This window comes from Bradyrhizobium sp. BRP19, assembly GCF_020194195.1.
Lineage (GTDB): Bacteria > Pseudomonadota > Alphaproteobacteria > Rhizobiales > Xanthobacteraceae > Bradyrhizobium > Bradyrhizobium yuanmingense.
The window spans coordinates 43,830-66,717 of record NZ_JADYVZ010000017.1 but is presented as its reverse complement, the minus strand read 5'-3'; the positions used below and the strand labels follow the sequence as shown (position 1 = coordinate 66,717).

Below are 22,888 nucleotides of genomic sequence, written 5' to 3'. Positions count from 1 at the left end.
GTGCGCCCGACGTGGTAGCGGAGCTCACCGGCGCCCTTCGGACGTTGGAGGGGCACGCTCGACGGAAGCTCTCTGGAAGTAGTGCAGCGAGGGGGAGAATATTCAGAGAGAGGCTGGCCGGTCACTCGGGTTCATGAGCTCGTGCCCTCGCGCGTCAAAGACTGAATGGGCTTCGCTTGCACGGAAGCAGGACCGTTGGCCCGTTAGAGCTTGCATGAAAGCTGGTTAGCTCCTCGCGTGGGGTTCGGCGCTTTTCGTCCTTGCGCTCAGGGCCAAGGGCGAGCATCACGCATCCAACACAGGCGGCACAAGCTGTATTTCGTCGGCTTCGGAATCGTCGCCGGCCACTTCTCTACTGACCTCGCCAGCCAAACAGCTGCTGTGGACGACAATGCATGCCGTCGCACCAGCGCACGACCGAGTCGACGCTCGCCACGAGCTCCGCAACAATCCGCGCCTTGTCCTCGTCGCTGCACTTCCGCTGACGTTCGGCTCTGGAGAAGACCTCAGCCCCGGAACCGACGCAGGTTCGTTCCAAGCCTGACGGTCAAACTTTGCATCGAGCTGGGCTAGAAGGTCATTTGACACTTCCCGAACAATGCCAGGTGACATGCGACCCGGAGCCCTCTCCGCGGAATGCGCGCAAGCTGGCTATTAGCTTGATCTGGAAGACGTCGCCCCGTGGTTTAGATATGATCCCAGTCTCACACCGGAAGCAGCGCGGGCGCGACTCGGCGCTGGTCGGGCTGGATGGATCAGACGCTGTCCCTGCCACGCCCGCACTGGTTGAAGTTAGCAGAAACGTGACTCGGCGCCCAAAAGCCCCACGCATACACGGAGCAAGCGCTGTCCCTACCACGCGCCGCTAACTTCAACGGCATTGTACACGGACTAGCTTTCCGAAAGCTGACGAACCCGACGCGATCAATAAAACGAAAGCGGCCGGTGTGGGTCGATGCTCCTGTCTGGAACCCCGCGTCTGTCCAGCGGACGTCCGACTTAAGGGTATGGTCAAGCATAGACACAAGCCGATCTCTTCAAAGAGGTCGTGAAACTCGCATGTGCCATGTGCCGCAGAAAGTGTCATCAGAAGCCCATCGATGTTTGCAAGGCGCGGCTCTGCGACATCATTCACGAAAGACGATCCATTATCTCTGCGACTTCGACGACAGCTGGGCCCATCCGATCAAGTGCGAAAAGTGATCCGACAACAGGCGAACGAACGGCCTTCCACTCTTACTCGATGCCGCCGGTCGTTGTCCTGATGTCTGCGGTGTGCCGGACTATGTCGGAATACCTCGATGTCATAGGTGACCCCTCTCGTCCCGAGCACGGACATATGCGTCCGTGCGGCCCAGAGAGATTCGATCGCCGCTTCATCGACCGGATAGCGCTCGAGGCCGCTGTCTCCGCATTGTCCGGAAAATGGAAGGCGCATAAGCGCTTCACGCGGGCCAAAATAGCCGTGAACGGCCAGTCAAAACGGGATCCGATCTACGCTTGCCTTTCACGGACCCCTCTTTCTCGACATTGTGGTCGGGTGTCACGTAGATGATACGATGCGATCGTGTCCCATGTCATAGTGCAACGGGCGGCGGGTCACGGCGTCCCGCGGCTGGAGCCGGGAGGTCAGTTGGCGATCGCCGGTAGGCTTGACGGTGGGATCATCGCTCAACGTTGCGATGGCTTCCAGTGTCATGTAACGGGCGCGCTGGACGGCCCATTCGTGGTTCTGCTCGGGCAGGAATTGCATCGATGAGGCGGACGATGGCGTCCTCGTTGGGGAAGATGCCGACCACCTCGGTCCGCCCGTTGATCTCGCCGTTGAGTCTTCGGCTTTCCGGAGTTGCATAGTCGCGCGCGGGACCACCAGGTGGAAAGAGGTCCGGCATCCGCTAGTTCTCAGACATACTGCACTAGCTTAAGGTAATCGTCAGTGAGAACAGGTGAGCGAATAGAACAAGCCGCGTCTTGAAGGAAGGTGGTCAGAGTCCGACTGGCCCGATTGCGGACTTCGACAGATTGCCGTGCCGGCGCGCGAGTACGGAGAGTTGCTAGCTCGGAACTGACCAGGTCAGCCGCTGCTGCGGCGCAATCTGAGATAGAAAAGCAACCAGCAGACATGACAGCTTTTGCCAAGCCCAATGTGGTGAGCCAACCCGCATAGATCAGCACGGCACCGTCTGTCTCATCGAGCCCAGAGAGTTCCTCAATTGCAGCGGCATGGACTGAAGCCGTACCAACTGACCGAAACAGATCGGCTATTTCGTCACGGGTGGCTTTAGAGAGGAGGCAGCGGCCGAGGTGTGATAAGAGCGCCTCAGTCGGACCTTCGAAGATGCGGAGGATGCGAGCGTCTCGATAGATTTTAGCTAAAGGCGTTCCCTCATCGTAACCACGGCCACCTAACAGCTGGACGCATTGATCAGCGACAAGACCGCACCACTCCGAGGACAAAACCTTCGTTGCCGACGCAAGGTGGACGTTGGGCGCGCCCTGCGCTGAAACAAGCCGGCAGGATGCTGCCAGCATCGCCTTCACGACTTCACGCCGCAGCACCATCTGCCCAAATAACTGCTCGATGTAGCTGTTCTCGATCATACGCAGTTTACCGAGTCGACGATGGCTTGCATAAGAGGCTGCGAGCTGGATAGCGCGCTCAAGCGCTCCAAGACCCATAGCAGCCACACCGATGCGGCCGCGGTTCATACTAGATGACGCCGCGCCCCAGCCGTCTTGATCGCGAGAGAGCACGTAAGCACGCGGCACCTCGACATCCTGAAACTCCAGAGTATTCTGAATAATGCCACGTAGCCCGAGTGTGCGATGCTCGTGCGTGACCTTTAGCCCTGGAGCCTGCCTGTCAACGAGTACACCAACGAGCCGACCTTTCGCATCGGGACCAGACGCGCGAGCAAAGCAAACGATCCAGCGAGCCCAGTCAGCGAGGCCGATCCAGATCTTGCGGCCAGAGATCCGAACTTTATCTTCGCGCATGAGAGCCGAAGCTTCTATATGCCTCGGGGCAGAGCCAGCTCCAGGCTCGGTCAAAGCGAAAGCGCAGAGATCGCCGCGTGTTGCACCCCGAATGATATGCTTTTGTTCGGGGATGTGCGGTGCCGCTTCGATGCAGGGCAAGGCTAGGAAGTTATGGATGACGAGGGTGGAGGCAGCGGAGACGTCGAAGGATGCAGTGGCGGAGATGAGGTCGATGGCCTCTTGCAAGGGAAGAGCTAATCCGCCGTGCTCTGCTGGTGTGGTGAGCCCGAACAGTCCATGCCTTGCCAAGATGCTGTGTAGGGTTGGAGGGAATGCTCGGCGGTCATCAGCGTCTGCGAAATTCAGCTGACTGAGGTCAGCGATCAAACTGGAGAAAAGTGCAGCTGCACGGCCCTCAGCTGTGCGTTCCTGCGCCTCACCGAATTGGGCGTTAACCTGAGTATACATAGCCATAAGGCCCATAATGATCCCGGCCCCGCTTCGGGCCAATTCATCCGCGTGGCTAGCTTGGCTACACATTGGTATAGTGTGGATGCAAGCGCAGTATAAGCACGTTGTCGGGGACGGGGGTTTATTGCGTCTACCGCTTCCGGGCCGATCTCAGCGCCGATCAGTTCCTCAGCCATGCAGACGCCCAGGAAACGTGGGGATTTGGCGCAAATTCTACAACAAAGAATGCTCCCGGAGGGCAATCGGCAATAGATCGCCGATTTTGCTGCGAACTCACGTGGCGCAACCAGCCCGCCAAAGTGTTCAGAGTCGTAAAACTCTACTTCTGGGTAGTCCAAAGTTTCGGTCCCGCTGCATCCTCAAAAGTCATTCCCCGTGATTTGCCTGGCCGTATGCTCAACAGCCTCAATTGAGCAACCTGCTGACACACACTCTCTCTAAAACAGATATCATGGTAGGACCCTGCGGCGGAGTTCAGGGCCCGGTAGGCGAAGCGGAGCCCATCCGCGAGGACAAAAATGAAGCGCACGCTAAATCATGGCACTTCCACGGGACATCTTGTGGCTCTTGACAATGAGCATTCTCGCTGAGGGGTTTCAAACAAGCGCTCTCGCCATGAGATGTAAGTGCGAAACTGCAGGAAAGGGTATTTGGGCGCTTGGGACCACGCGTCAGGACAGGAAAGTAGGCAAGAAGGTCGAAAGCGGGTAGGCGGCGCCGGATAAGCCCCAGACGAAGGGTTCAAACACTCAGCAGAGGTAGTTTCGTGAGACTGAAATAGCGACAGGCCCACTTCCATCGCAGTGCTGGACCCGTTTAACGTCGACCGAGGCCATGTCCCCGAAGGAAAAGTCACAAGCAAATTAAGTCTGGGCCCTACCGCCGTTCATACGGATGGGTTGGGCCTTTGGCGCGGCTTGCAAGGGCTACGTTGCAAGCTCGCCCGAGCAAAACCCTGGCATTCGTGCCAGGGTTTTTCATGTCATCGATACTTTGAGAGAGTGGATCAGAAGTCCATACCGCCCATGCCGGCGCCTGGAGGCATTGCTGGACCAGCCCCGGCCTTTTTCGGCAGCTCGGCAACCATCGCTTCCGTCGTAATCAGCAGCGCCGCCACCGAGGAGGCGTTCTGGACTGCGATGCGCACGACCTTGGTCGGGTCAATGATGCCTTTGGAGACAAGGTTGCTATACTCGCCTGTCTGCGCATCGAAGCCATAAGAGTACTGCTCGTTGTCGAGGACTTTGCCGACCACGATCGAACCGTCTTCACCGGCGTTGATCGCGATCTGGCGGGCCGGCCAGGACAGCGCCTTGCGGACGATCTCGACGCCGGTCTTCTGGTCGTCGTTCTTGGTGCGCAGACCCTTGAGCTGCTCGGAAGCCCGGAGCAGGGCGACGCCGCCGCCCGGCAGGATGCCTTCCTCGACTGCCGCGCGGGTCGCGTGCATCGCGTCATCAACGCGATCCTTGCGCTCCTTCACCTCGACCTCGGTCGCGCCGCCGACGCGGATCACCGCGACGCCGCCCGCGAGCTTGGCCAGACGCTCCTGGAGCTTCTCACGGTCGTATTCCGAGGTGGTCTCCTCGATCTGCGCCTTGATCTGGGCCACGCGCGCCTCGATGTCGGCCTTCTTGCCGGCGCCGTTGACGATCGTGGTGTTCTCCTTGTCGATCGTCACCTTCTTGGCGCGACCGAGCATGTTGAGCGTAACGTTCTCGAGCTTGATGCCGAGGTCTTCCGAGATCGCCTGGCCGCCGGTCAGGATCGCGATGTCCTGCAGCATGGCCTTGCGGCGATCGCCGAAGCCCGGAGCCTTGACGGCCGCGACCTTCAGACCACCACGGAGACGGTTCACCACAAGCGTGGCCAAGGCCTCGCCTTCGACGTCCTCGGCGACGATGACCAGCGGCTTGCCACTCTGCACCACGGCCTCGAGCAGCGGCAGCAGCTCGTTCAGCGAGGAGAGCTTCTTCTCGTATATCAGGATGTAAGGGTCCTCCATTTCAACCCGCATCTTGTCGGCGTTGGTGACGAAGTAGGGCGAGATGTAGCCGCGGTCGAACTGCATGCCCTCGACGACGTCGAGCTCGGTCTCGAGCGACTTGGCCTCTTCGACCGTGATCACGCCTTCGTTGCCGATCTTCTTCATGGCGTCGGCGAGGAACTTGCCGATCTCCTGGTCGCCGTTGGCCGAAATGGTGCCGACCTGGGCGATCTCCTCGTTCGAGGTGACCTTCTTGGAGTTCTTCTGCAGGTCCGCAACGACGGCCTCGACCGCGAGGTCGATACCGCGCTTGAGGTCCATCGGGTTCATGCCGGCGGCAACCGACTTGGCGCCCTCGCGGACAATCGCGGCGGCCAGGACGGTCGCGGTGGTGGTGCCGTCGCCGGCAGCATCCGCCGCCTTCGAAGCCACCTCGCGCACCATTTGGGCGCCCATGTTCTCGAACTTGTCGTCGAGTTCGATGTCCTTGGCGACGGCAACGCCGTCCTTGGTGATGCGAGGCGCGCCGAACGACTTGTCGAGCACTACGTTGCGGCCCTTCGGACCAAGCGTGACCTGCACGGCATTGGCGAGGATGTCGACGCCGCGCAGCATGCGGTCCCGCGCGTCTACTCCGAATTTGACTTCTTTGGCTGACATAAAGAATTCCTCAGTTCTTATTTTCTCTTCCTTCAGCGCGCCCGCCGGGCGCTCGTCAGGGGGTGGGCTGTGCGAGCGCTGGGTTAGGCGGCTTTCTTCGTGGAAAACACATCGGTGAGAACGCCCATCACGTCGCTCTCCTTCATGATCAGCAGGTCCTGGCCGTCGATTTTGACCTCGGTGCCGGACCACTTGCCGAACAGCACGCGGTCGCCGACCTCGATGTCGATCGGAATCAGCTTGCCGGTCTCATCGCGGCCGCCCGGGCCGATTGCAATGACTTCGCCCTGCGAAGGCTTTTCCTTGGCTGTGTCGGGAATGATAATGCCGCCAGCGGTCTTCTCATCGGCGTCGATGCGCTTGACCACGACGCGGTCGTGAAGCGGACGGAAATTCATACAAGTCTCCTGAGCGTCTGAACAAGTTGGAGATAGTCACATTGTGACGAGCCCAATTACAGCAAGAGTCAGGCCAAAAATGAGCTGAACGATCATGCCTGCAGTTCTGCTGAATCGTTGCCTGGTCTGCGCGTGTCTTTGTCCGGAAGCAAACGCCCTCAGGTACACAGTCCGCCAAGCTGTTGCGAAAATGACATTGCGTTGCGTCGGAACACCCGGTTGGTCCCAGGGTTCCTCAACTTGGCGGCCCTTACACCGATCGAAGCGCCGGCGTATTTCGACGGCGGCGGCCTGGCTGCACATAATTGGTTCGTCTTACAGCAGCATCTAGGAGCCGGGGAAACGTGCGGCGCACAAGATTCATCGAAGGGCGGGTTCGAACAATATGAGATCCTCGCGCATAATAACGTTATGCCAACTATCTTGAGCGCGGGACCTTCAAGAATTGATCTGGACCGAGCTCGATAAGGTCATTGCACGCTGCAGTACGAACCCAGCAGAGGCCCGCCATGAGGAAGGCGCACGGCGGTCTCCAGACAGCGAGAGGTTGCAGGGCAGTCGCTGCACCTGTCGGTCCGAGAGGTTTCCCTTTTTATGTCGATGGCATCCAAATAGCCGTCATGGATCAAGGGGACTGAGGGGCATATGAATAATATACGTTGATATGCGTTGTGCCGGCGCATCTGGCGTGTGATTGCAGCTTCGAAGTTCGAAATTCACGCGATCTCCGCGCCCAATGGGAAAAGCACCTGTGTCCTCTGTAGAAGTCCACCAGTACATCGTCTCACTTCTTCAGAAGCCGAATCCAGTCATCCTGGATATCGGCTGCAATGACGGGACCGATACGCAACAGTTTCTCAACCTCTGCCCGCAAGCTCAGCTCTACTGCTTTGAGCCGGACCCCAGAGCGATCGCGCGCTTCAAGAAAAAGCTGGGCTCGTCCCTCAATAAGGTGAAGCTGCTTGAAATCGCGATCAGTGATCGAAACGGGATGATCGACTTCCATCCAAGCAATGCAGATGGTGATGCGAAGGAATGGGACCTCTCCGGCTCAATACGCCGCCCAAAGAATCATCTCACTGAGTATGATTGGGTCCGATTCGATCGCCCTGTCTCCGTTGAAACGCGGCGGCTGGACGACTGGTGCGGCGAGGCGGAGCTGAACACGGTCGATTTCATCTGGATGGATGTCCAGGGAGCCGAAGCCGATGTTATTGCCGGCGGCATGCGGACCTTGAGCAACACGCGCTTCATCTACACGGAATATAGCGACCGTGAGCTCTACGAAGGGCAGTTGTCCCTGCAAGCCATTCTGGACCTGCTACCATCATTCGAAGTGGCGGCCCATTATCCGCGCACAGTGGAAGGTGATGTATTGCTCAAAAATACGCGCTTCTAGTGGCTGCTCGTATCGAGCGCCTCATTCATTGCTGGGAGACCTGACCAGCGCGCTCCATGCCACCCAAAGCTGCACAACTGGCGTCATGAAGGCGAGGGGATGTCAGTAGCCGAGCGGGCACTCCGGTTTCCGGCTGCCATTGCAGACCACACGCATCACGTCGGCGTCGGGCGGGTGGTGGGTCTCTGACAATCATTTATTTGGCGAGCCGGCACGACCGAGGACTTTGCAGCCAGCAGGCCGAGCCGTTTCATATGTTTGAATCAACACTGCCAGCTGGGGCTCGAAGCGTGGAACATCTGAACGGCTGCTGATGGTCTGAACCTCTGGTAAGCTGGTGCACTGCTTCGAAGCAACTGCATCGGTTCTCGTAGTTCCTTGTCTCAATCGGAAAGCGAGCTGAAGCATGTGTTTATGCCATATGAAGGTCGCCGTGAGGCGTCCAGCATAACTGCAGCAGCCGATTCTCCAGCAAAGCGTGCGGCGCAGGAGAAGGGGCCGCGATCATCAGCGGCCGATCTCGTGCCGGATCGGATCAAGACCGCCATCGTAATCGCGGTTACTTGCTGCTCATGTGTCGCAAGCGGAGTTGATCATCGAATCTGCGAGCACGCTCGGCCCGTGCGGCTGCGGCGCGATGACGAAGATCGGCGAGGATGTCAGGAAACGCCTTGACGTAATGCTGGCGCGATGGCCGAAGAGTCTCCTAGCCGCGCCGCCCGATCACCCGCAATTCGAGATCGGCCCGATCGGCGTCCGCGTCCAGCACGGCCCGAAACCGCCGCCATTGTAGCGGCCGCCGGCGGAAGCCGGGGCGGGCCGAAATAGTGCCATTCGCCATCCCAACCGTAGTGCTGATGAACCGGGTCAATATACCAGTGGCGCCGGTCGGCGCGCGAGAGCCGGCGCATCGCGTCCTTATGCCCGTAGAGCGGAATGCTGTTGCTGGGCGGCTGGCGATAGCCGCGCAGGAAGCCGTAACTTTGCCAGACCGGCTTGGGCCGCTTTTGAATTGGCGCAGCGTTCGCGACGACCGACAGCAGCGACAGGATGATAGTAGCAGTTAGACACACAAGGCGCGCGACATGGATCGACAATAGTCGGTCTGTTGCGCGGAGGCTATTCAAATTTGGGGGCAGAGTCCTGCGCAATCTTGCGCAGAATTGTTCTCTCAGCTGATCACGCCCTTCCTGATCAGAAAGCACGCATATCCGGTGCTGTCACCCACCTGCACCGCGCCAGCCCTAAGCCTTAGCGCGAGAAGATCCGGACGTGAGAGCTTGCTGCGACTGATGGGGCGACCGACCGAGCGCTCGATCTCGGTCTGCACCGTGCGTACGTCCGGGTACACGGTCGAGATCGTCGACCGGCATCATCACGAGCGCGGATCGACGAAATCTCAAGCGGGTAGAAGGGTTAGGATGGCAGTCTTCTCCATACTCATGCCCGGGAGCTGGATCAGGCGCTCCGAGCAGAGTCGTGGGTGGCCGGGCCGCGAGGGTGGTCGCCATGGCCCATGGAGGCGAGCAGCCAGAGCAGCTCGGGCACTAGGATCGGATCAACCGGCTTCAGGATGTGATGAACTATCCCCTCGATCATTCTGACGTTTGTCTCTGTCTTCCCAAGCTTCGCAATCATCAGATACCACGGGCCAGAACAGTCCAAACTGTCGTCGATCGGTGGCAAAAAAAAGCCCGGCCTCATTTCGATAGCCGGGCCGAAGTCAGTCGTCGACAGAGGGAGAACTGTCGACGGTTATTTGCGGCAAAACGTTCACCGCAAATTCTAATTACGAAAGGATTAATGACCGGAGAAATCTCGCGCCTTTTCCTTTCTATCAGACGATATTGACCGAATGCGGCTCAACGCTGGCTCGCACAAACCTTGAAGGGTGTATTGTCCGTTATCCTGAGGATCGTCGAGCCATGGTGATAAAGTGAGCGTTGCCGAACAGAGACGATCCGCAGCTGAATGGCGTCAATGTGTCGGCCGCAGAGCGCAGCAACCCAGCTTCCCCTGGGCTGGGACGAAGTACGTTATTTTTCGCATGCGAGCACTCGTTGCCCGTTCGCGCGATCCCGCACGCGAGGGCCCTCTGCTGCACACACAACGACCGCATTGGCATCATCGTCTCACCGATGGCAGGAAGCCGCAGGCCGCTCCGATTTTCCGGGCATCCTCGTCATCTATTTCTCATGGTACACCGTGACGTCGCGTGCGATTCAAGGCCTTTTAGCCTGACGATGCAGATGTTCTGGAGCGTGCTGGCGCGTATCCGGAATGTGCGGGCCGGTTGATCTCCGGGCCGATAGCCGCCGAGCGGTCGTATGAGGAAATGGGGCAAGTGCGGCGGGGAGGGGATGCTCTATGGAGATGCGGTGGTGTTTTTGAGAAGCGCCTGACCGCAAGGGTCTCTCTCTCTCTCTCTCTCTCTCTCTCTTTCTTGTCCTTTAAACAAGGCCGGCAGGCCGCCAAGTCCTTGCAACCGCAGGCCGCATCATATCGCAGGCTCTGCAATTCGTAGCTGCAGAGCGTGGGGGGACGTGGGTGAACCACTTCATGGAAAGCCCGGCTGTGCTGCACTTCCGAGCAGGAGTCGGCCGGCGCTCTGGAGCGTTCCCTCGTTTAGAGCTGCGTGTTGGGCAACCACGAAGCTGTCGCACATGGCGCGCGCCAGATTGCTGGTGGTATAGAGCGAGGTACTTCCAGCGAGACCGCTCGCAATCCTACAGACCTCAGCGCTCTGCCGCGCGGCGTTCGTTGCGGCGAGTCGCACCAGCGTCGCCGTGCTCCGGTTTACCGCACCCTTGAGCGCTTCCTTCCACAGCTCCTCGGTGGCCTCATAGAAGAAGGAACGGGCGGAACGCAGCATGGCTTCGGCTCTGGCCATCTCCAGTTGGACATAGCCGCGCTCCGCCATCACGGGCGCTCCAGTGATCGAGGCGCGGCTTCCGGCCATGGCGACCACCTCGTCTAGCGCCGAGCGCGCAATACCGATGCCGACAATTGCATGCACCTGCGCAGCGAAAGCCACGGACGGATAACGATAGACCGGCCCGTCGAGTGTCGGCGGACCGCCGCGGATCAAGGTCCATTCCTCCGGCACAATGACATCGTTGACAACGACGTCGTGGCTGCCGGTGCCTTGCAGGCCGATGACGTCCCAATTGGGGCGGATTGTCACCTTCTCGGCCGGCATTACGGCTACACGCACAAGGTCACCGGTCGAATCGTCTTCCACAGTGATGCCAACGCCTATCAGGTCCGCGCCCGGTGAGCCGCTGGCGAATGGCCACACGCCGTTCACGACAAATCCGTCGGTGCTTCGCCTGGCGGGCTGGAGTGGGAAAACCGCACCTGCCAACACCACATCAGGTCCATTCGCGTATACCTTGCGAAGCGTGTCGTCCGGAAGAGCAGCGAGGTAGCGAGCCCCATCGCCGAAGCTGGCGACCCAACCGGCGGAGCCGTCGGCTTCAGAAATGCGCTCGATCAGGCGACAAAAATCGGCCGGCGTTCGCTCCTCACCGCCGAATCGCCTGGCCGCCATAGCCCGATAGACGCCAACGCGCTTGAAGCCCTCGATGATCTCGTCGGGAATCTTCTGCGCTCGGGCGAACTCGTCTCGACGCGCGCGGATATCGACCAGTAGCGGCGACAGATTATCCCAGGTCGCAGCCGTAGCGTCGGCTTCTGCAGTGATCTTCTCTGGTGGAGCGTTCATAAACTTTCCTCGGGTGTTGAGCCGATCGACGGCGCGTGTCATTGATATGGATTGCGCGCGCATGGCGAAGCTGGCCGGATTGATACCCAGCCGGAGGGATCGTCGAAACTGTCGCAGTTGATAATCGGCTGTGATGCGATTGCAGGCGGTTGCCAGTCCAAACCGCACCCCGAGCGGATTGGCTCAAAGAAAAGGTGTTGAGGGCCAGGAAGGCTGATCGAGATGTGGCCTCGATGTTGCCATTGAGGCTGAACTGGCAAGGCAACCGATATGAGGCGGCGAGATCGATCCGCCTCTGCTGCACTATGTTTCGGACGGCTGACGGCAGCGCTCGTTTTGTCATGTCTTATCCAACGGACAGGTTGTCACAATTGGGGCTCGGCCGGCGCGAACCACGTTGTGAATACCTGACTTGGCGACCGGTACCCCAAGCCTGCGGCTCGTTTCCATATCCCCAGCAATCGACGTGCCATCAATCATGTCTGCCGGTCGTGTCTGAATCGAGCGAGATCACGTGACCCGTGCCGCGCCAGGAGGATGCTCGCGCCTCCCGTGTCTGATACCAGGCACAAGAAGTCATCAACCGAACAAGGCGGGAGGAGAACGACTGAAGTGGACCTCGGCCGCGGACCAGTCGGGCTCGGCTTGCCTGCTGGAGTTTCAGGCCCGCTGCGATCTCCTGAGACTACCAACAGCGCAATTTACCGTGGTCGCGGAGCCTGAGCGGCGGCAACGCCTGATCAATCCGGTCGACGATGCGTTGGTTGAAGAGACTATGGACGACGTGCGATGACCGCGCGAGTCGCGATCATCAAGCTGATGTCCGCATTGGAAAAACGCACTTCAAAGGTGCACGCCGGCCGCGAAGATGCTCCTTTCCGATGCGCCACTTCGGAACTTCCAATGACAAGACCCGCCTGCGCAGAGCCACGAGTGCCTTTTAGATGGCACGTCAACGCGTCTGTCGATAGTTGACCGTCAGGCTTCACGAACTCCGGCGCGGGCATAAAAGATTGTTCTCCGCTCGAACCGATGGTCGCCATCGTCGTGCGCGCGGCAAGTTTCTGTTTATGCTGATCCAAGCTAGGCCCAAGACAGATGCGACAAGGCTGCTTTCCGACACTTGTGGTCTCCCAAATGGCTGATGCAGAGAGACGTCCGATGCCTACGCGAGTAGCTATTTTCTTTACGTCAGTCGGCTGGTTAGTCATGGCGGTCGTAATCCTGCTCTATTTGATCTTCCGGCCCTGCCTGAGCCTGGTGATCATAAGCAGGACCATAGATGCCTTGCCGGATCGGGAGTGAGAGTCTGCCGGAATTGTCGCTTGTTCCGGGGGCCGAGAGCTCAGACCCTGCATGCCTCGCACCGCGATCTGCCGCTTGACCCCCCTCGGCCCGCCTCGCGCATTAAGGTGCAGGCTTGAATACTGTTGGCCGCGATATGAGTGTTTCTTGGTGCTGGCCTCGCGTTGCCAACATGAGCGCGTAGAACACAAGGAGGATTAAGAGGCCGCGCATACCATAAAGCTTCCCGAAGCTATAACAATTGTGGAGCTGATTGTACTCGGTGCAGTTGATGCAGCCGATGCACGAGCGAATTGCGCGGGACTCGACGAAGCCCTGTATCAGGCGGCAAACGACCAGCTGGCCGCGCGAAGGTGCCAGCGTCAGCTCAGCAATTCGACCCTGCCGGTGTCGAGCCGATATAGCCCCCCGACGACCTTCAGTCTGTTCTGCTCAACTGCCGCGTTGAGAATCGGCCCCGTCGATCTGAGTTTGTTGACATTATCGACTACATTTTGTCGGGTTGCTTCTGCGAACGTGTCACCTGTTTGCTGGCGAGATGCTGTTACTGCAGGCGCAAGCGCAGCGATGAGGGATGAAATGTGCCCCGGCGGCGGCTTATCGTCGTGGAGCGACTTGATCGTGGCGTCTATCGCACCGCAATGATCGTGGCCAAGTACCAGGATCAGCGGCGTATTCAGCACGGCGACCGCATATTCCATACTGGCAAGCGTGTCATCGTTGGCGAAGTTGCCGGCGAGGCGGCAGACAAACAGATCACCGAGTCCGCTGCCGAAGACAAGTTCAGGCGCCACGCGAGAATCGGCGCAGCTCAGAACTGCGGCATATGGATTTTGCCCATCCACCAAAACAGAGCGCTCGCGCTTGAAATCGTCGCCTCGTGATACGCCATGGACATAACGATCGTTACCTTCCATCAGCCGCTTCAGGGCAGCATCCGGCGAGAGCAGGTTATCCGGCTTGGGCGGCGTTTTTGCTTCCTTCGCATCGACAATGTTGTTGTCAAGCCGCAGGCAAGCCGCCGAAACAGCGAACAGCAACAGCGAGCGGCGTGAAGGCGCGATCTTGGTCAGATAGGACATATTCGGATAATGGCCTGCATGCATGCATCTCACCTCATCGCGCGGCTTTGCGCCACCCGGTCGCTTCGGCTTCCGATTCGCTGCAGAGCCAGCGTTCACCGGACTTCTTCGTCATGTCGATTTGTTCGTAACCGAATTGCCCGGGCAAGTGATAAAGTCGCTCGCCGTTGTGGCCCACGGTGCCTTTTATCATACACTCTGACGAGGGCGGGTCCGATAGCAAAGCGGATCCGAGCAGGAGCTCCTGAGCGTCGATCGGAACCGAGCTCGCGCCGATGATGATCGTCCCCTTGTTGCGGCGACGCCAGTCCCAGGGCGCGATGAACGCCCCCGACCACAGCCCCGCATAGGCGTTGCTCGCCACAACCTCATAGATAACGTACGTATTGGCAGAAGGGGACGATAGTGCCCAGCCGGAGCGTACCATCCAGGCGTTCACGTCCTCGCCTTCGATGAAGCAACGGCCACGCGACCTGCCGTATTCATCAACTCCTGTGGTATGACAATCCCACGTTCGTCCGTTCGAATGCTTGATAAGCTCGTCGCGAGCAGCCACGCCGCAAGCCCATTTCCGGCCGTGGGCGTCGAGGCAAATCTGGTCAGTCTCAGGAGCGTCGATGTCTGAGAGCCGAAGCGTGGTTTTCTCGAGCTCGATCGTATTGCCGTCGAGGATGCGCGGAGGGCCGCTGAGCTTCGCCGCGCAGACCGGAGATGTGATGACAGCGAACAATGCGACCATCATTATGCGGTGTTTCATTCCGACAATAGCCTTTCGCTCTTGATTCATGTTCACGTGCGATCCGGCGCCGCGTTCGACGCTTAAACGCACTATGTCCGTTATCGGGCCGCATCTTTCGACGTTTGCTTTATGAAAGCTTGGCCCTCATTTCCAAGCTACGACCTGACGCTGCGTGAGGTTCAAGCGATTTCTTCCGGTGTGCGTATCGCGGTATCCTTCGAGCCTCGCCGGTCTCACTCAGTGGGCGCGCACTGCACCCTCTCTCGGCCTAAGGAGGAGATCCCCATCGCTCAGCCGCCAACTCGGCATGCGGGAGAAAGCCGAGCCTCGGAACGCTGTTTCTCACGCGATTGAAGAAGAAAAGCGCCTGTGAATTGTGACAGTCGAGTGGGAGTCAGGCGTGGAGGAGCAACCTGGCTATGCTTTGTGCCAACCCCCATCGGCAGACAGAAGGCGCTGCCAACGGTTTCGGCGAGAGCGATGACATTTTAAGTTCTTGCCACCGAAAGACCGACGTTCGAAAGAAATCTGGTCTCGCGTCCTATCTGAGATTTGGACGAAAGGCGCCACGGAGTCCAGCTCAACGCTCGCAGCGCAACTGAATCGGTATCGTTTGCGCAAACCGCAGAAAACCAGGAGCTCTCTTGAGAGCCAGCCGGGATGGTCGGGTAGTGCCGCGGCCCCGTTCGGAGAAGGCCCGGGTTTTTCATGACCCGGTCGGCGCGACTGGCGGCCGGCTCTTTCGTTGTACGCTTCCCCGTACTCTCGTGTGGAGAGTTACCCAGCAAGCCCGGCATGAGGGCATGCGTTTGCGCCAGGGAAATTTAAGGACAACCATGTGGAGCCGTGGCTTCTTCGTATACGCACCGGCGAGGGGTAAGCCGCCCGCGTGTTCGGACGATCGCGAGTGCCGTCCTGATGCCATTCGGTGCGAGGCGTCAATCCACAAATGGGTAGGCCCATCGCGGCATCCGAGCAGGTAGCTCTGGTGTGGTATGGCCGACTCAAGCTACACATCATTCTGAGCCACCTCACTACCCAATGGAAATGAAATGGTTTCAGCCCCCCGGGAATTGCCCGTCTCTTCTTACGCGCTTGAAGTGGATGGCCGACTCAGAGCTGAATTCGCAACCAAAGACGGCGCCAGGGCAGGTGGAGCAGAACTAAAGAAGCGTTTTCCCATGCTTCAAATCCGGATCTACGATGCGCAGACGAATGCGTGCGAGGAAATCTAGCGGGCGACTCAGTCCGGTCTTCGATGCCTCGCGCACGGCTCCGGCTCCTCGTTGAGGGCACTCGAAGGACCGGTGGTCAAGCCGGGGCCGCTAACACTGCCCCATTACCCTATTAACCGGTTTCGTCGCAGCAGTCGATCCCGCGTGCCACCTCGGCCTCGGAATGGTCACGCTCTTGCGGGTGCCAGTCAGTCGCGTGATGCGCGGTTCGCACGCCGGATGGCCCAGTCCCGTGAAGAATGGCGTAGAGAGCTGGTTCTCTCGCAAATGGTGTCCTTCCACTGCGTGGGGTGCGCCGAGGTCAAGCCGCTTCTCGCAAGGCGCACGCGCCGCTGAGCTCGACTCCTCGCAGAAAGAGTCGGAGGTAATCGTGCTGCCCCATTTTCTCGATGGCCGGCTGAAGGCCGCGGGAAAGCTCGCGACTGTTCAAGGTGTAAACACCGGTAAGTTTAGAGCTGATAGTCTTGCCGTTGCTCTGAGGCGTTCGGCCCTGCAGGAGCTACGGCGCGATCTTGCTCTGCGCGATCATTTACCGAGGCCTTTCGCTCCCTTCTAATCCTCCCGTTCCTTTGGCTCCATGCGAGCGAACCAGGAGCCAGGAGGAAAAGCCGCGATACGCTTGGCAAAGGAGGATTGCGGCTCCCAATCTTGTCCTTCACTCTTCTCGAAAGTGATGACCCCGTTGTATGTAAAATAGCGGGGCCCTGGGATATTACAGTTCACCACAAGCAAAACGCGCCACAGATCACCTTTCTCGGTCGGCTTGTCATTCTGCTTCGGCAAGTAGTCCACTCCAACAGGATCTACGATAGTGCAGCTGCCCTGCCGCAGAAGATCACCGAGCCGACCTTGCATGGTCGTCACAAAGTTGAAGTTGGCCGGGTCATGCAGAAAGCCAACATTTGCGTCCCTTTCGCCATCCTTGACTTCACTGGCGATCAACGAGAGCGCGAAGGCGCGCCAGCCCAATTCCATTGGCTTCGCATAGGACGACGCAAGTTCAATCGTCCCGTCGAGCGCGGCCTTCCAGGTGATAACGTACTCTTCGTCTGATTTATCATCCCGGTGCCTGGTCCAAGAAACAAAAACATATTCATTTTGGTCAAGTTCAGCGACGCCCCACATCCGAGGGACGAACTGTGCCACCTTCGAGACGTTGGAGATAACTTGTTCTATTGTCTCACCGTCTTGCGCTCGCCACGTTGACTTGACTCTTTCGACAAGGGGGCTGTCGTTAGCGCGAACAGTGTTGCTCGTCGCAGCCAGCCCGGCCAGGCAGATCAGGGATCGACTGAGCCAAAGCCATAGCGCGCGTCTTCCTGACGTTTTCTTCATAACCGTCGGCCTATCCGGTCTCATCCACACGCAATTCTAGAGCGGGCAACCTTCAACCTGTTATGCGCGAGCGCAAGAAGTTAGCGGCGACGCGACGGGGCGACCACTGGTTTTCCCGTGCGAGCAGGCGCTCCCCTCTATGTCACGCGCCGCTAACTTCACTGCCACCGACAGCCTCAATTTGCTGTGCTGGACATGCCCAGCAGGAGGACTGGGCATGCAGAGGACGTGCATTCTTCGTGCCAGATAATAGACGGCAATTCGCACCGGTTTTGCGTCCTCTTTGTCGACTTTCCGACTGGCGCATGTCTCGATGTTTCCGTTCAACCTCTCCAGCGCGGCTTATGCATCCCGTCACGCACCGGATGTTCGACGACACAGCGGAACGCCTCGGTGCCAAGTTCCTGATGAGAAGTGGCAGCACGTTTGCCGTCATTGAACCGTGTGGTTCGGTTATCGTTGCCGGAATGTGGGCTTTCGATCTCTGCCATGCCTTCGGGCACTTTCGGCCAAGGGGCCATGGCGCGTTTGGCGCTCCTTTCGAGACGTGCGGCGCTCCGGAGGTCGAGAACAGCCTCAGGCAGCGCGCTTTGTACTCGATGGCGAACGGCGCCAAGCCGATCTTCGCCGAGCATTTGGGGTGTGGCTGGCACCGCAAATCAAAGGTGCTGCCCGGGTATGTTGCTGGCTTAGCCAGGTGTCTTGGGCCTATTCAACACGGATCTGTTGGTCGAGAAGGTGGCTGGATGGCGCACGTGCTCGAACCGCTGGGAAGCCGGGACTGGCGACAAATGCGTTCTGCTCGAGGCAGCAATCCCGACCGCACAAGCCGCATTTGTCCCTTCCACCGATCTGCCATGCGCCCTGCGATGCTCATTGCGATATCGCTGATTGGAGGGCACTTCTACATCAGCTCAATGGTAGAGATGCACGGTCATTCGCGTAGCAGATGTCGCAGCATCAGCTTGAGACATAATCTGAGAGGTTGACGGAAGACTTCTCTTGCCGATAATCCAAGTCGTCGAGGTTCTCCGGTTTCCATTTGATCCGGAGCTAAGAGGGAAGCCGGTGAATATGCCGGCGCTGCCCCCGCAACTGTGAGCGGCGAGCCGCTGTCCAACGATGTCACTGAAGCCTGCGCGGCTTCGGGAAGGCCGGACAGCAGCGATGACCTGCGAGCCAGGAGACCTGCCCCGACACTATATTCGTCCACGGGCGGGGTGTCCCGGTGGTGCGCCAAGCAGCCGTCGCACCGCGCGACTTCCGCTGCCTGCGTCCGCCATGGCCTTTGCCCCCAACATGGGGTTAACGCTATGTCTCTTCTCTCCCTTCCTGTTGCCACGCTCGGAACGCCACGCATCGGTCCAAGGCGCGAGCTCAAATTCGCTCTAGAAAGCTACTGGGCCGGAAAAAGCAGCGAACAGCAGTTGCTCGAGGACGCAGCTGGCCTGCGTGCCGCGAACTGGGCCCGTCAGAAATCTATCGGCGTCACGGTCATTCCATCGAACGATTTCTCGCTGTATGACCAGGTGCTCGACACAAGTGTCATGGTTGGCGCCATCCCGGAGATCTACGCCTCGAAAGCCGAATCCGTTTCGCTCAAGACGTACTTCGCCATGGCCCGCGGTTCACAATGCGACGACCAGGATGCGAGTTGCGGTCACGGACCGCGCGGATTTGGCGCACCCGCGCAGGAGATGACCAAGTGGTTCGACACCAACTATCACTATATGGTCCCCGAGTTTCACAGGGGACAGACTTTCAGGCTATGCTCTCGCAAGCCGATCGAGGAGTATGAGGAAGCCAAGGCCCTTGGCTTTCAGACCCGCCCCGTCCTGATCGGGCCGGTCACATTCCTAAAGCTCGGCAAGAGTCCCGATCCCACGTTCCAGCCACTCTCACTACTGGATGAACTGATACCGCCCTATATCGAGGTTATGCAGGAATTGGCCAAACGTGGGGCAAATTGGGTTCAGTTCGACGAGCCCAGCCTAGTTCTTGATCTGGATGAGGGGACGCGAAAATCTTTGCGACATGCCTATGACCGGCTCGCCAAGGAGGGGCCGGCGATCAAGATCATGGTTGCCAGCTATTTCGGCGACCTCGGCGACAATCTGGACACCGCCTTGAGCCTGCCAGTTGCCGGGCTGCACCTCGATCTGGTTCGAGCGCCACAGTTGTTGCACCAGATCATCGCTGGCGGCCGAAGTGATCTCGTCATGTCGCTCGGTGTCGTCGACGGTCGGAATGTATGGCGGTCGAATTTGTCGTCGCTGCGCCAGCGGCTCGAACCCGCGATTGCGAAGCTCGGCAAGGATCGTGTACAGATCGCCCCATCCTGCTCGCTGCTTCATGTGCCGGTCGATGTTGAACTCGAGACCGGGCTCGCTTCCGACGTCAAGAGCTGGCTTGCTTTCTCGGTCCAGAAGATGCGGGAGCTTGCGATCCTAGCGCGTGCACTCGCAGGCGACCAGAATGTTGCGTTAGCTCTTGCCGAGTCGGAAGGTGCCGCGACTGTTCGCCGGACTTCGCCGAAAATCCGTGATGCCAATGTCGCTGTCCGGATGAGAGCGATCGACCAGACCATGTGTCGGCGCGCGAGCCCATTTGCCCGTCGGGCCGAGATCCAAAGCAATCGATTCGGACTACCGGCTTTTCCTACCACGACGATCGGATCATTTCCGCAGACCACAGAGATCCGGAATGCCCGTGCGGCGCATGCGCGAGGTGCGATAAGCGACGAGCAATACGACAAGTTCCTCAAGGAGGAGACTGCGCGCGCCGTACGTTGGCAGGAGGACATCGGTCTTGACGTCCTCGTGCACGGCGAGTTTGAGCGCAATGACATGGTGCAGTACTTCGGCGAGCAACTCGCCGGCTTCGTATTTACCAAGAGCGGATGGGTGCAGTCCTACGGCTCGCGCTGCGTCAGGCCACCGATCCTGTTTGGCGATGTAGCACGGCCGAAGCCTATCACCGTGGACTGGTGGCGCTACGCGCAATCACTAACAAGGAAGCCGATGAAAGCGATGTTGACCGGACCGGTGACGATCTTGAACTGGTCCTTTGTTCGTGATGATATTCCCAGAAGCGAGGTCTGCCGCCAGATTGCGCTCGCGATCCGAGACGAAGTCCGCGATCTCGAGAATGCTGGTGCGACCATGATCCAGATCGACGAAGCTGCAGTCCGCGAAGGATTGCCGTTGCGTCGATCGGAGTGGGCGGCTTATCTCGACTGGGCCGTCGATTGCTTCCGCATCTGTTCATCGGGCGTCGCCGATCAAACGCAAATTCATACGCATATGTGCTACTCGGAGTTCAACGACATCATTGGTGCGATCGCTGCAATGGACGCGGATGTCATCTCGATCGAGACATCGCGCTCGAAAATGGAACTACTCGACGCGTTCAGGAACTACGAATATCCAAATCAGATCGGGCCGGGCGTGTACGACATCCACTCTCCACGCGTTCCCGAGACAGGCGAAATGAAGGAGCTGATGGTGTTGGCTCGGACGCGGCTGCAGGATTCGCAGCTCTGGATCAATCCAGACTGCGGCCTGAAGACGCGCAAATGGGAGGAGGTTCGGCCAGCACTAGCGAACATGGTCGCTGCCGCCCGCGAACTGCGCGCTGCATTCGATCCGCGAGGCCGTTGATCCGGGCTTCGGTCTCTTTTCGACAAAGCTGATCCGCTTGTGGTCATTTGCGCGGGAGCCTTAGGAACATAAAAAATGCCCCGCCCCGCTTAGCGGGCCGGGCGAAAGTCTGGGAGGAGCGACGCTGACGCATTCGCGCGGACTTCCATCGGCGAAGCCGCCAGTTCGATCACGGCGAGGACATTCGCCGAAAATCTGAGCCGAGTTGAAGCACAAGCTCAGCGTAGCTCAATTATGCCGTGGTATGCGACCGTATAGCCTGAGAGTTAGAATCTACACCAAGGTTTGTCGCTCATGAGCACGTCGGCACGATTACGATAGCAGCGAGGGGGCATGCCGGGCGGTCGCCGCAGGACACCAACAGCAAACTCGGTGCGCTTTCCTGCCTGGAGCCTTATGTTCGATTAGGGCGACGTAAGCCCGGCTCCATGGATCTCGCAAGCTTATCCAATGCATAAGCGGTTGCTAAATTTGAACCTTGCTTAAGGCAGTCCTTGGTCGACCGGTTCCACCCGATAGTCGGGTTTCGGCTTGGGCGCTGAGGAGCACCCTATCGGCACCGCGGCATCATCAAGCTCGTGACACCCTCCGCATGGTCCGCTCATAGATCTCAAACAGAGGTTTCTGGACCTAATTACCGGAGCGTCGCCGATGCCTATGGCCGCTCCAAGGCCAATGGGAGGGCATGCTGCACGCCGCATACACGTATGTAGGATCGCGATGAAGCGGACACGCGTCAGGAACGAGCATTATTTACGATGCGGATCCCCATAGCTTGTTGAAATCCAATTGCGCCAGAACTGGTCGTGGCGATCCACGTCCAGCGCCTTGCTGTTGGTGCTGAACGTACCCGGGACTGGCAGTGCCTCGCATTTCGCGTGCAGTGAGTAGGACCGGCTGCGGCCGGATGTCTCAGAGCGTATGGGGCGGGGCTCAAGGAGTGCTTCGCCGCACCCGCGCGGCGGCAATCGTCCGTCCTCATCGGTCGGCGGACATGAGAGGCGTCCGTTTCGCGCGATATCACTGCGCAACTGACAGACCTGCGAGGTTTACATTGTGGTGCCGGAACCAGAGCTCAGCTAGGCTCGGCCATGCTGTTTGCGCCGGTGGTCGAGGAAGCGATCACATTGCGCAGAAGCCATTTTGGGGGTGCGGCAGCCTACGTGCCCGCGAGCACCCCCATTTTCTTTCGACAGAATGAGCATGAGGTCCACTTCCTGCTGTCAAACGGCCGCGATCAATACGGCCCGTCCGTCTCGGCGCTGTGTCACGGATTGCCGGCCTTGGCGGACGACAACGCGACCGAGCTCCGTTCGGCCTCAGCTTCTTGCTCCAATTGCAGAATATGCGCTCTTAGCGCATCGGAAGTCGCTGCTGCTGTCTCGCTGAACAGCGGATCTCCATCATTCGTGAGGGCGGAAGCGATTTCGGTCCAATCCTTAGCCGAGAGAGCCTTCAGAGCGGCGGGAAAGAAATCTCGTTCTTCCCACATCATGTGGTGCCGCTCGCGTACTATAAAGTCGCGTATGATATTGCCGACGTCTTGCCGAAAGAGGTCACGATCGGCGAGAATAGCGTCAATAGCTCGCGCGAAGTGGTGCAAACGGTCGACGACTTCCTGGTGTTCAAGCGCGAGATCGCCCACGATTGCAGCTGCCTCCGGATCGCGAGACTTGAGCTTGAAAAAAATCAAGTCTTCCTGTGGATGATGGTACACCTCGGGGTAAACCTCGAAATAGCTGATAATCGCGCGAATGACCTCATAATCGGGGCGGATCCCCTTCTCAAAAATCTCCAATTCGCGTTGAAGAGCGACCAGAAGAAGATCAATGTTGCGATGCTCTCGAAGCAGAAGATCGATTATCATTGCGGTGTTCCTGGAGGCACAATCTAGGCTGGAAGCGATTTCTGCCAT

The 22,888-nt window shown here is 58.9% G+C and carries 11 protein-coding genes, 2 pseudogenes and 1 riboswitch; of the genes and pseudogenes, 3 read left to right on the top strand and 10 right to left on the bottom strand.

Annotation, left to right across the window (positions count from 1 at the left end):
* Positions 1 to 1,645: 1,645 nt before the first annotated feature.
* From I6F36_RS32160 to I6F36_RS32145, 4 genes and pseudogenes are all read right to left on the bottom strand, one after another.
* A pseudogene (locus I6F36_RS32160) lies at positions 1,646 to 1,832 on the bottom strand (transposase); the annotation flags it as partial.
* 70 nt (positions 1,833 to 1,902) lie between these two features.
* Positions 1,903 to 3,447 (bottom strand): acyl-CoA dehydrogenase family protein, encoded by a 1,545-nt coding sequence (locus tag I6F36_RS32155; RefSeq protein WP_225145070.1) that lies wholly within the window; start codon positions 3,445 to 3,447, stop codon positions 1,903 to 1,905.
* 1,009 nt (positions 3,448 to 4,456) lie between these two features.
* Entirely contained in the window at positions 4,457 to 6,097 is a 1,641-nt protein-coding gene (groL, locus tag I6F36_RS32150) for a chaperonin GroEL (RefSeq protein ID WP_225145069.1), read from the bottom strand.
* A gap of 83 nt (positions 6,098 to 6,180) precedes the next feature.
* Complete coding sequence (locus I6F36_RS32145; protein ID WP_128932171.1) at positions 6,181 to 6,495, bottom strand: co-chaperone GroES; 315 nt, start codon at positions 6,493 to 6,495, stop codon at positions 6,181 to 6,183.
* 751 nt (positions 6,496 to 7,246) lie between these two features.
* Here I6F36_RS32145 and I6F36_RS32140 point away from each other — a divergent pair.
* Both I6F36_RS32140 and I6F36_RS32135 read left to right on the top strand, forming a co-directional pair.
* Positions 7,247 to 7,894 carry an FkbM family methyltransferase gene (locus I6F36_RS32140; RefSeq protein ID WP_345944121.1) on the top strand — a complete coding sequence of 216 codons (648 nt, stop codon included), beginning with the start codon at positions 7,247 to 7,249 and terminating at the stop codon, positions 7,892 to 7,894.
* Positions 7,895 to 8,483: 589 nt separating this feature from the next.
* Positions 8,484 to 8,687: a hypothetical protein gene (locus I6F36_RS32135; protein WP_225172867.1), complete on the top strand. Its 204-nt coding sequence runs from the start codon at positions 8,484 to 8,486 to the stop codon at positions 8,685 to 8,687.
* Here the strand turns inward: I6F36_RS32135 and I6F36_RS32130 are convergent.
* From I6F36_RS32130 to I6F36_RS32110, 5 genes and pseudogenes are all read right to left on the bottom strand, one after another.
* Positions 8,618 to 8,985: pseudogene (locus I6F36_RS32130) on the bottom strand (hypothetical protein). The gene I6F36_RS32135 and the pseudogene I6F36_RS32130 overlap by 70 nt on opposite strands.
* Before the next feature lie 1,466 nt (positions 8,986 to 10,451).
* Positions 10,452 to 11,618 (bottom strand): acyl-CoA dehydrogenase family protein, encoded by a 1,167-nt coding sequence (locus I6F36_RS32125; protein WP_225145068.1) that lies wholly within the window; start codon positions 11,616 to 11,618, stop codon positions 10,452 to 10,454.
* 1,667 nt (positions 11,619 to 13,285) lie between these two features.
* On the bottom strand, positions 13,286 to 14,029 hold the full coding sequence (locus tag I6F36_RS32120; protein WP_225145067.1) for a carbonic anhydrase: 744 nt from the start codon (positions 14,027 to 14,029) through the stop codon (positions 13,286 to 13,288).
* Positions 14,030 to 14,039: 10 nt separating this feature from the next.
* Positions 14,040 to 14,792, bottom strand: coding sequence for a thermonuclease family protein (locus I6F36_RS32115; protein ID WP_225145108.1), 753 nt, complete (start codon positions 14,790 to 14,792; stop codon positions 14,040 to 14,042).
* Positions 14,793 to 16,531: 1,739 nt separating this feature from the next.
* On the bottom strand, positions 16,532 to 17,314 hold the full coding sequence (locus I6F36_RS32110; protein ID WP_225145066.1) for a nodulate formation efficiency C protein: 783 nt from the start codon (positions 17,312 to 17,314) through the stop codon (positions 16,532 to 16,534).
* A gap of 1,007 nt (positions 17,315 to 18,321) precedes the next feature.
* Positions 18,322 to 18,525, top strand: a riboswitch (cobalamin riboswitch).
* Between the two features lie 102 nt (positions 18,526 to 18,627).
* Between I6F36_RS32110 and metE the strand changes: the two genes are divergently transcribed.
* Positions 18,628 to 20,973, top strand: a complete 2,346-nt coding sequence (gene metE / locus I6F36_RS32105) for a 5-methyltetrahydropteroyltriglutamate--homocysteine S-methyltransferase (RefSeq protein WP_225145065.1) — start codon at positions 18,628 to 18,630, stop codon at positions 20,971 to 20,973.
* Between the two features lie 1,267 nt (positions 20,974 to 22,240).
* On the opposite strand, the gene I6F36_RS32100 is transcribed toward metE, so the two are convergent.
* Complete coding sequence (locus I6F36_RS32100; RefSeq protein WP_225130916.1) at positions 22,241 to 22,840, bottom strand: hemerythrin domain-containing protein; 600 nt, start codon at positions 22,838 to 22,840, stop codon at positions 22,241 to 22,243.
* Between the last annotated feature and the right edge of the window lie 48 nt (positions 22,841 to 22,888).

Excerpts from the sequence above, each read along its gene's own strand:
- I6F36_RS32100 (WP_225130916.1), bottom strand. The coding sequence starts at position 22,840 with ATGATAATCGATCTTCTGCTTCGAGAGCATCGCAACATTGATCTTCTT.
- I6F36_RS32125 (WP_225145068.1), bottom strand. The coding sequence starts at position 11,618 with ATGAACGCTCCACCAGAGAAGATCACTGCAGAAGCCGACGCTACGGCT.
- I6F36_RS32110 (WP_225145066.1), bottom strand. The coding sequence starts at position 17,314 with ATGAAGAAAACGTCAGGAAGACGCGCGCTATGGCTTTGGCTCAGTCGA.
- I6F36_RS32145 (WP_128932171.1), bottom strand. The coding sequence starts at position 6,495 with ATGAATTTCCGTCCGCTTCACGACCGCGTCGTGGTCAAGCGCATCGAC.
- I6F36_RS32120 (WP_225145067.1), bottom strand. The coding sequence starts at position 14,029 with ATGCATGCAGGCCATTATCCGAATATGTCCTATCTGACCAAGATCGCG.
- metE (WP_225145065.1), top strand. The coding sequence starts at position 18,628 with ATGTCTCTTCTCTCCCTTCCTGTTGCCACGCTCGGAACGCCACGCATC.
- groL (WP_225145069.1), bottom strand. The coding sequence starts at position 6,097 with ATGTCAGCCAAAGAAGTCAAATTCGGAGTAGACGCGCGGGACCGCATG.
- I6F36_RS32155 (WP_225145070.1), bottom strand. The coding sequence starts at position 3,447 with ATGTATACTCAGGTTAACGCCCAATTCGGTGAGGCGCAGGAACGCACA.
- I6F36_RS32115 (WP_225145108.1), bottom strand. The coding sequence starts at position 14,792 with ATGAATCAAGAGCGAAAGGCTATTGTCGGAATGAAACACCGCATAATG.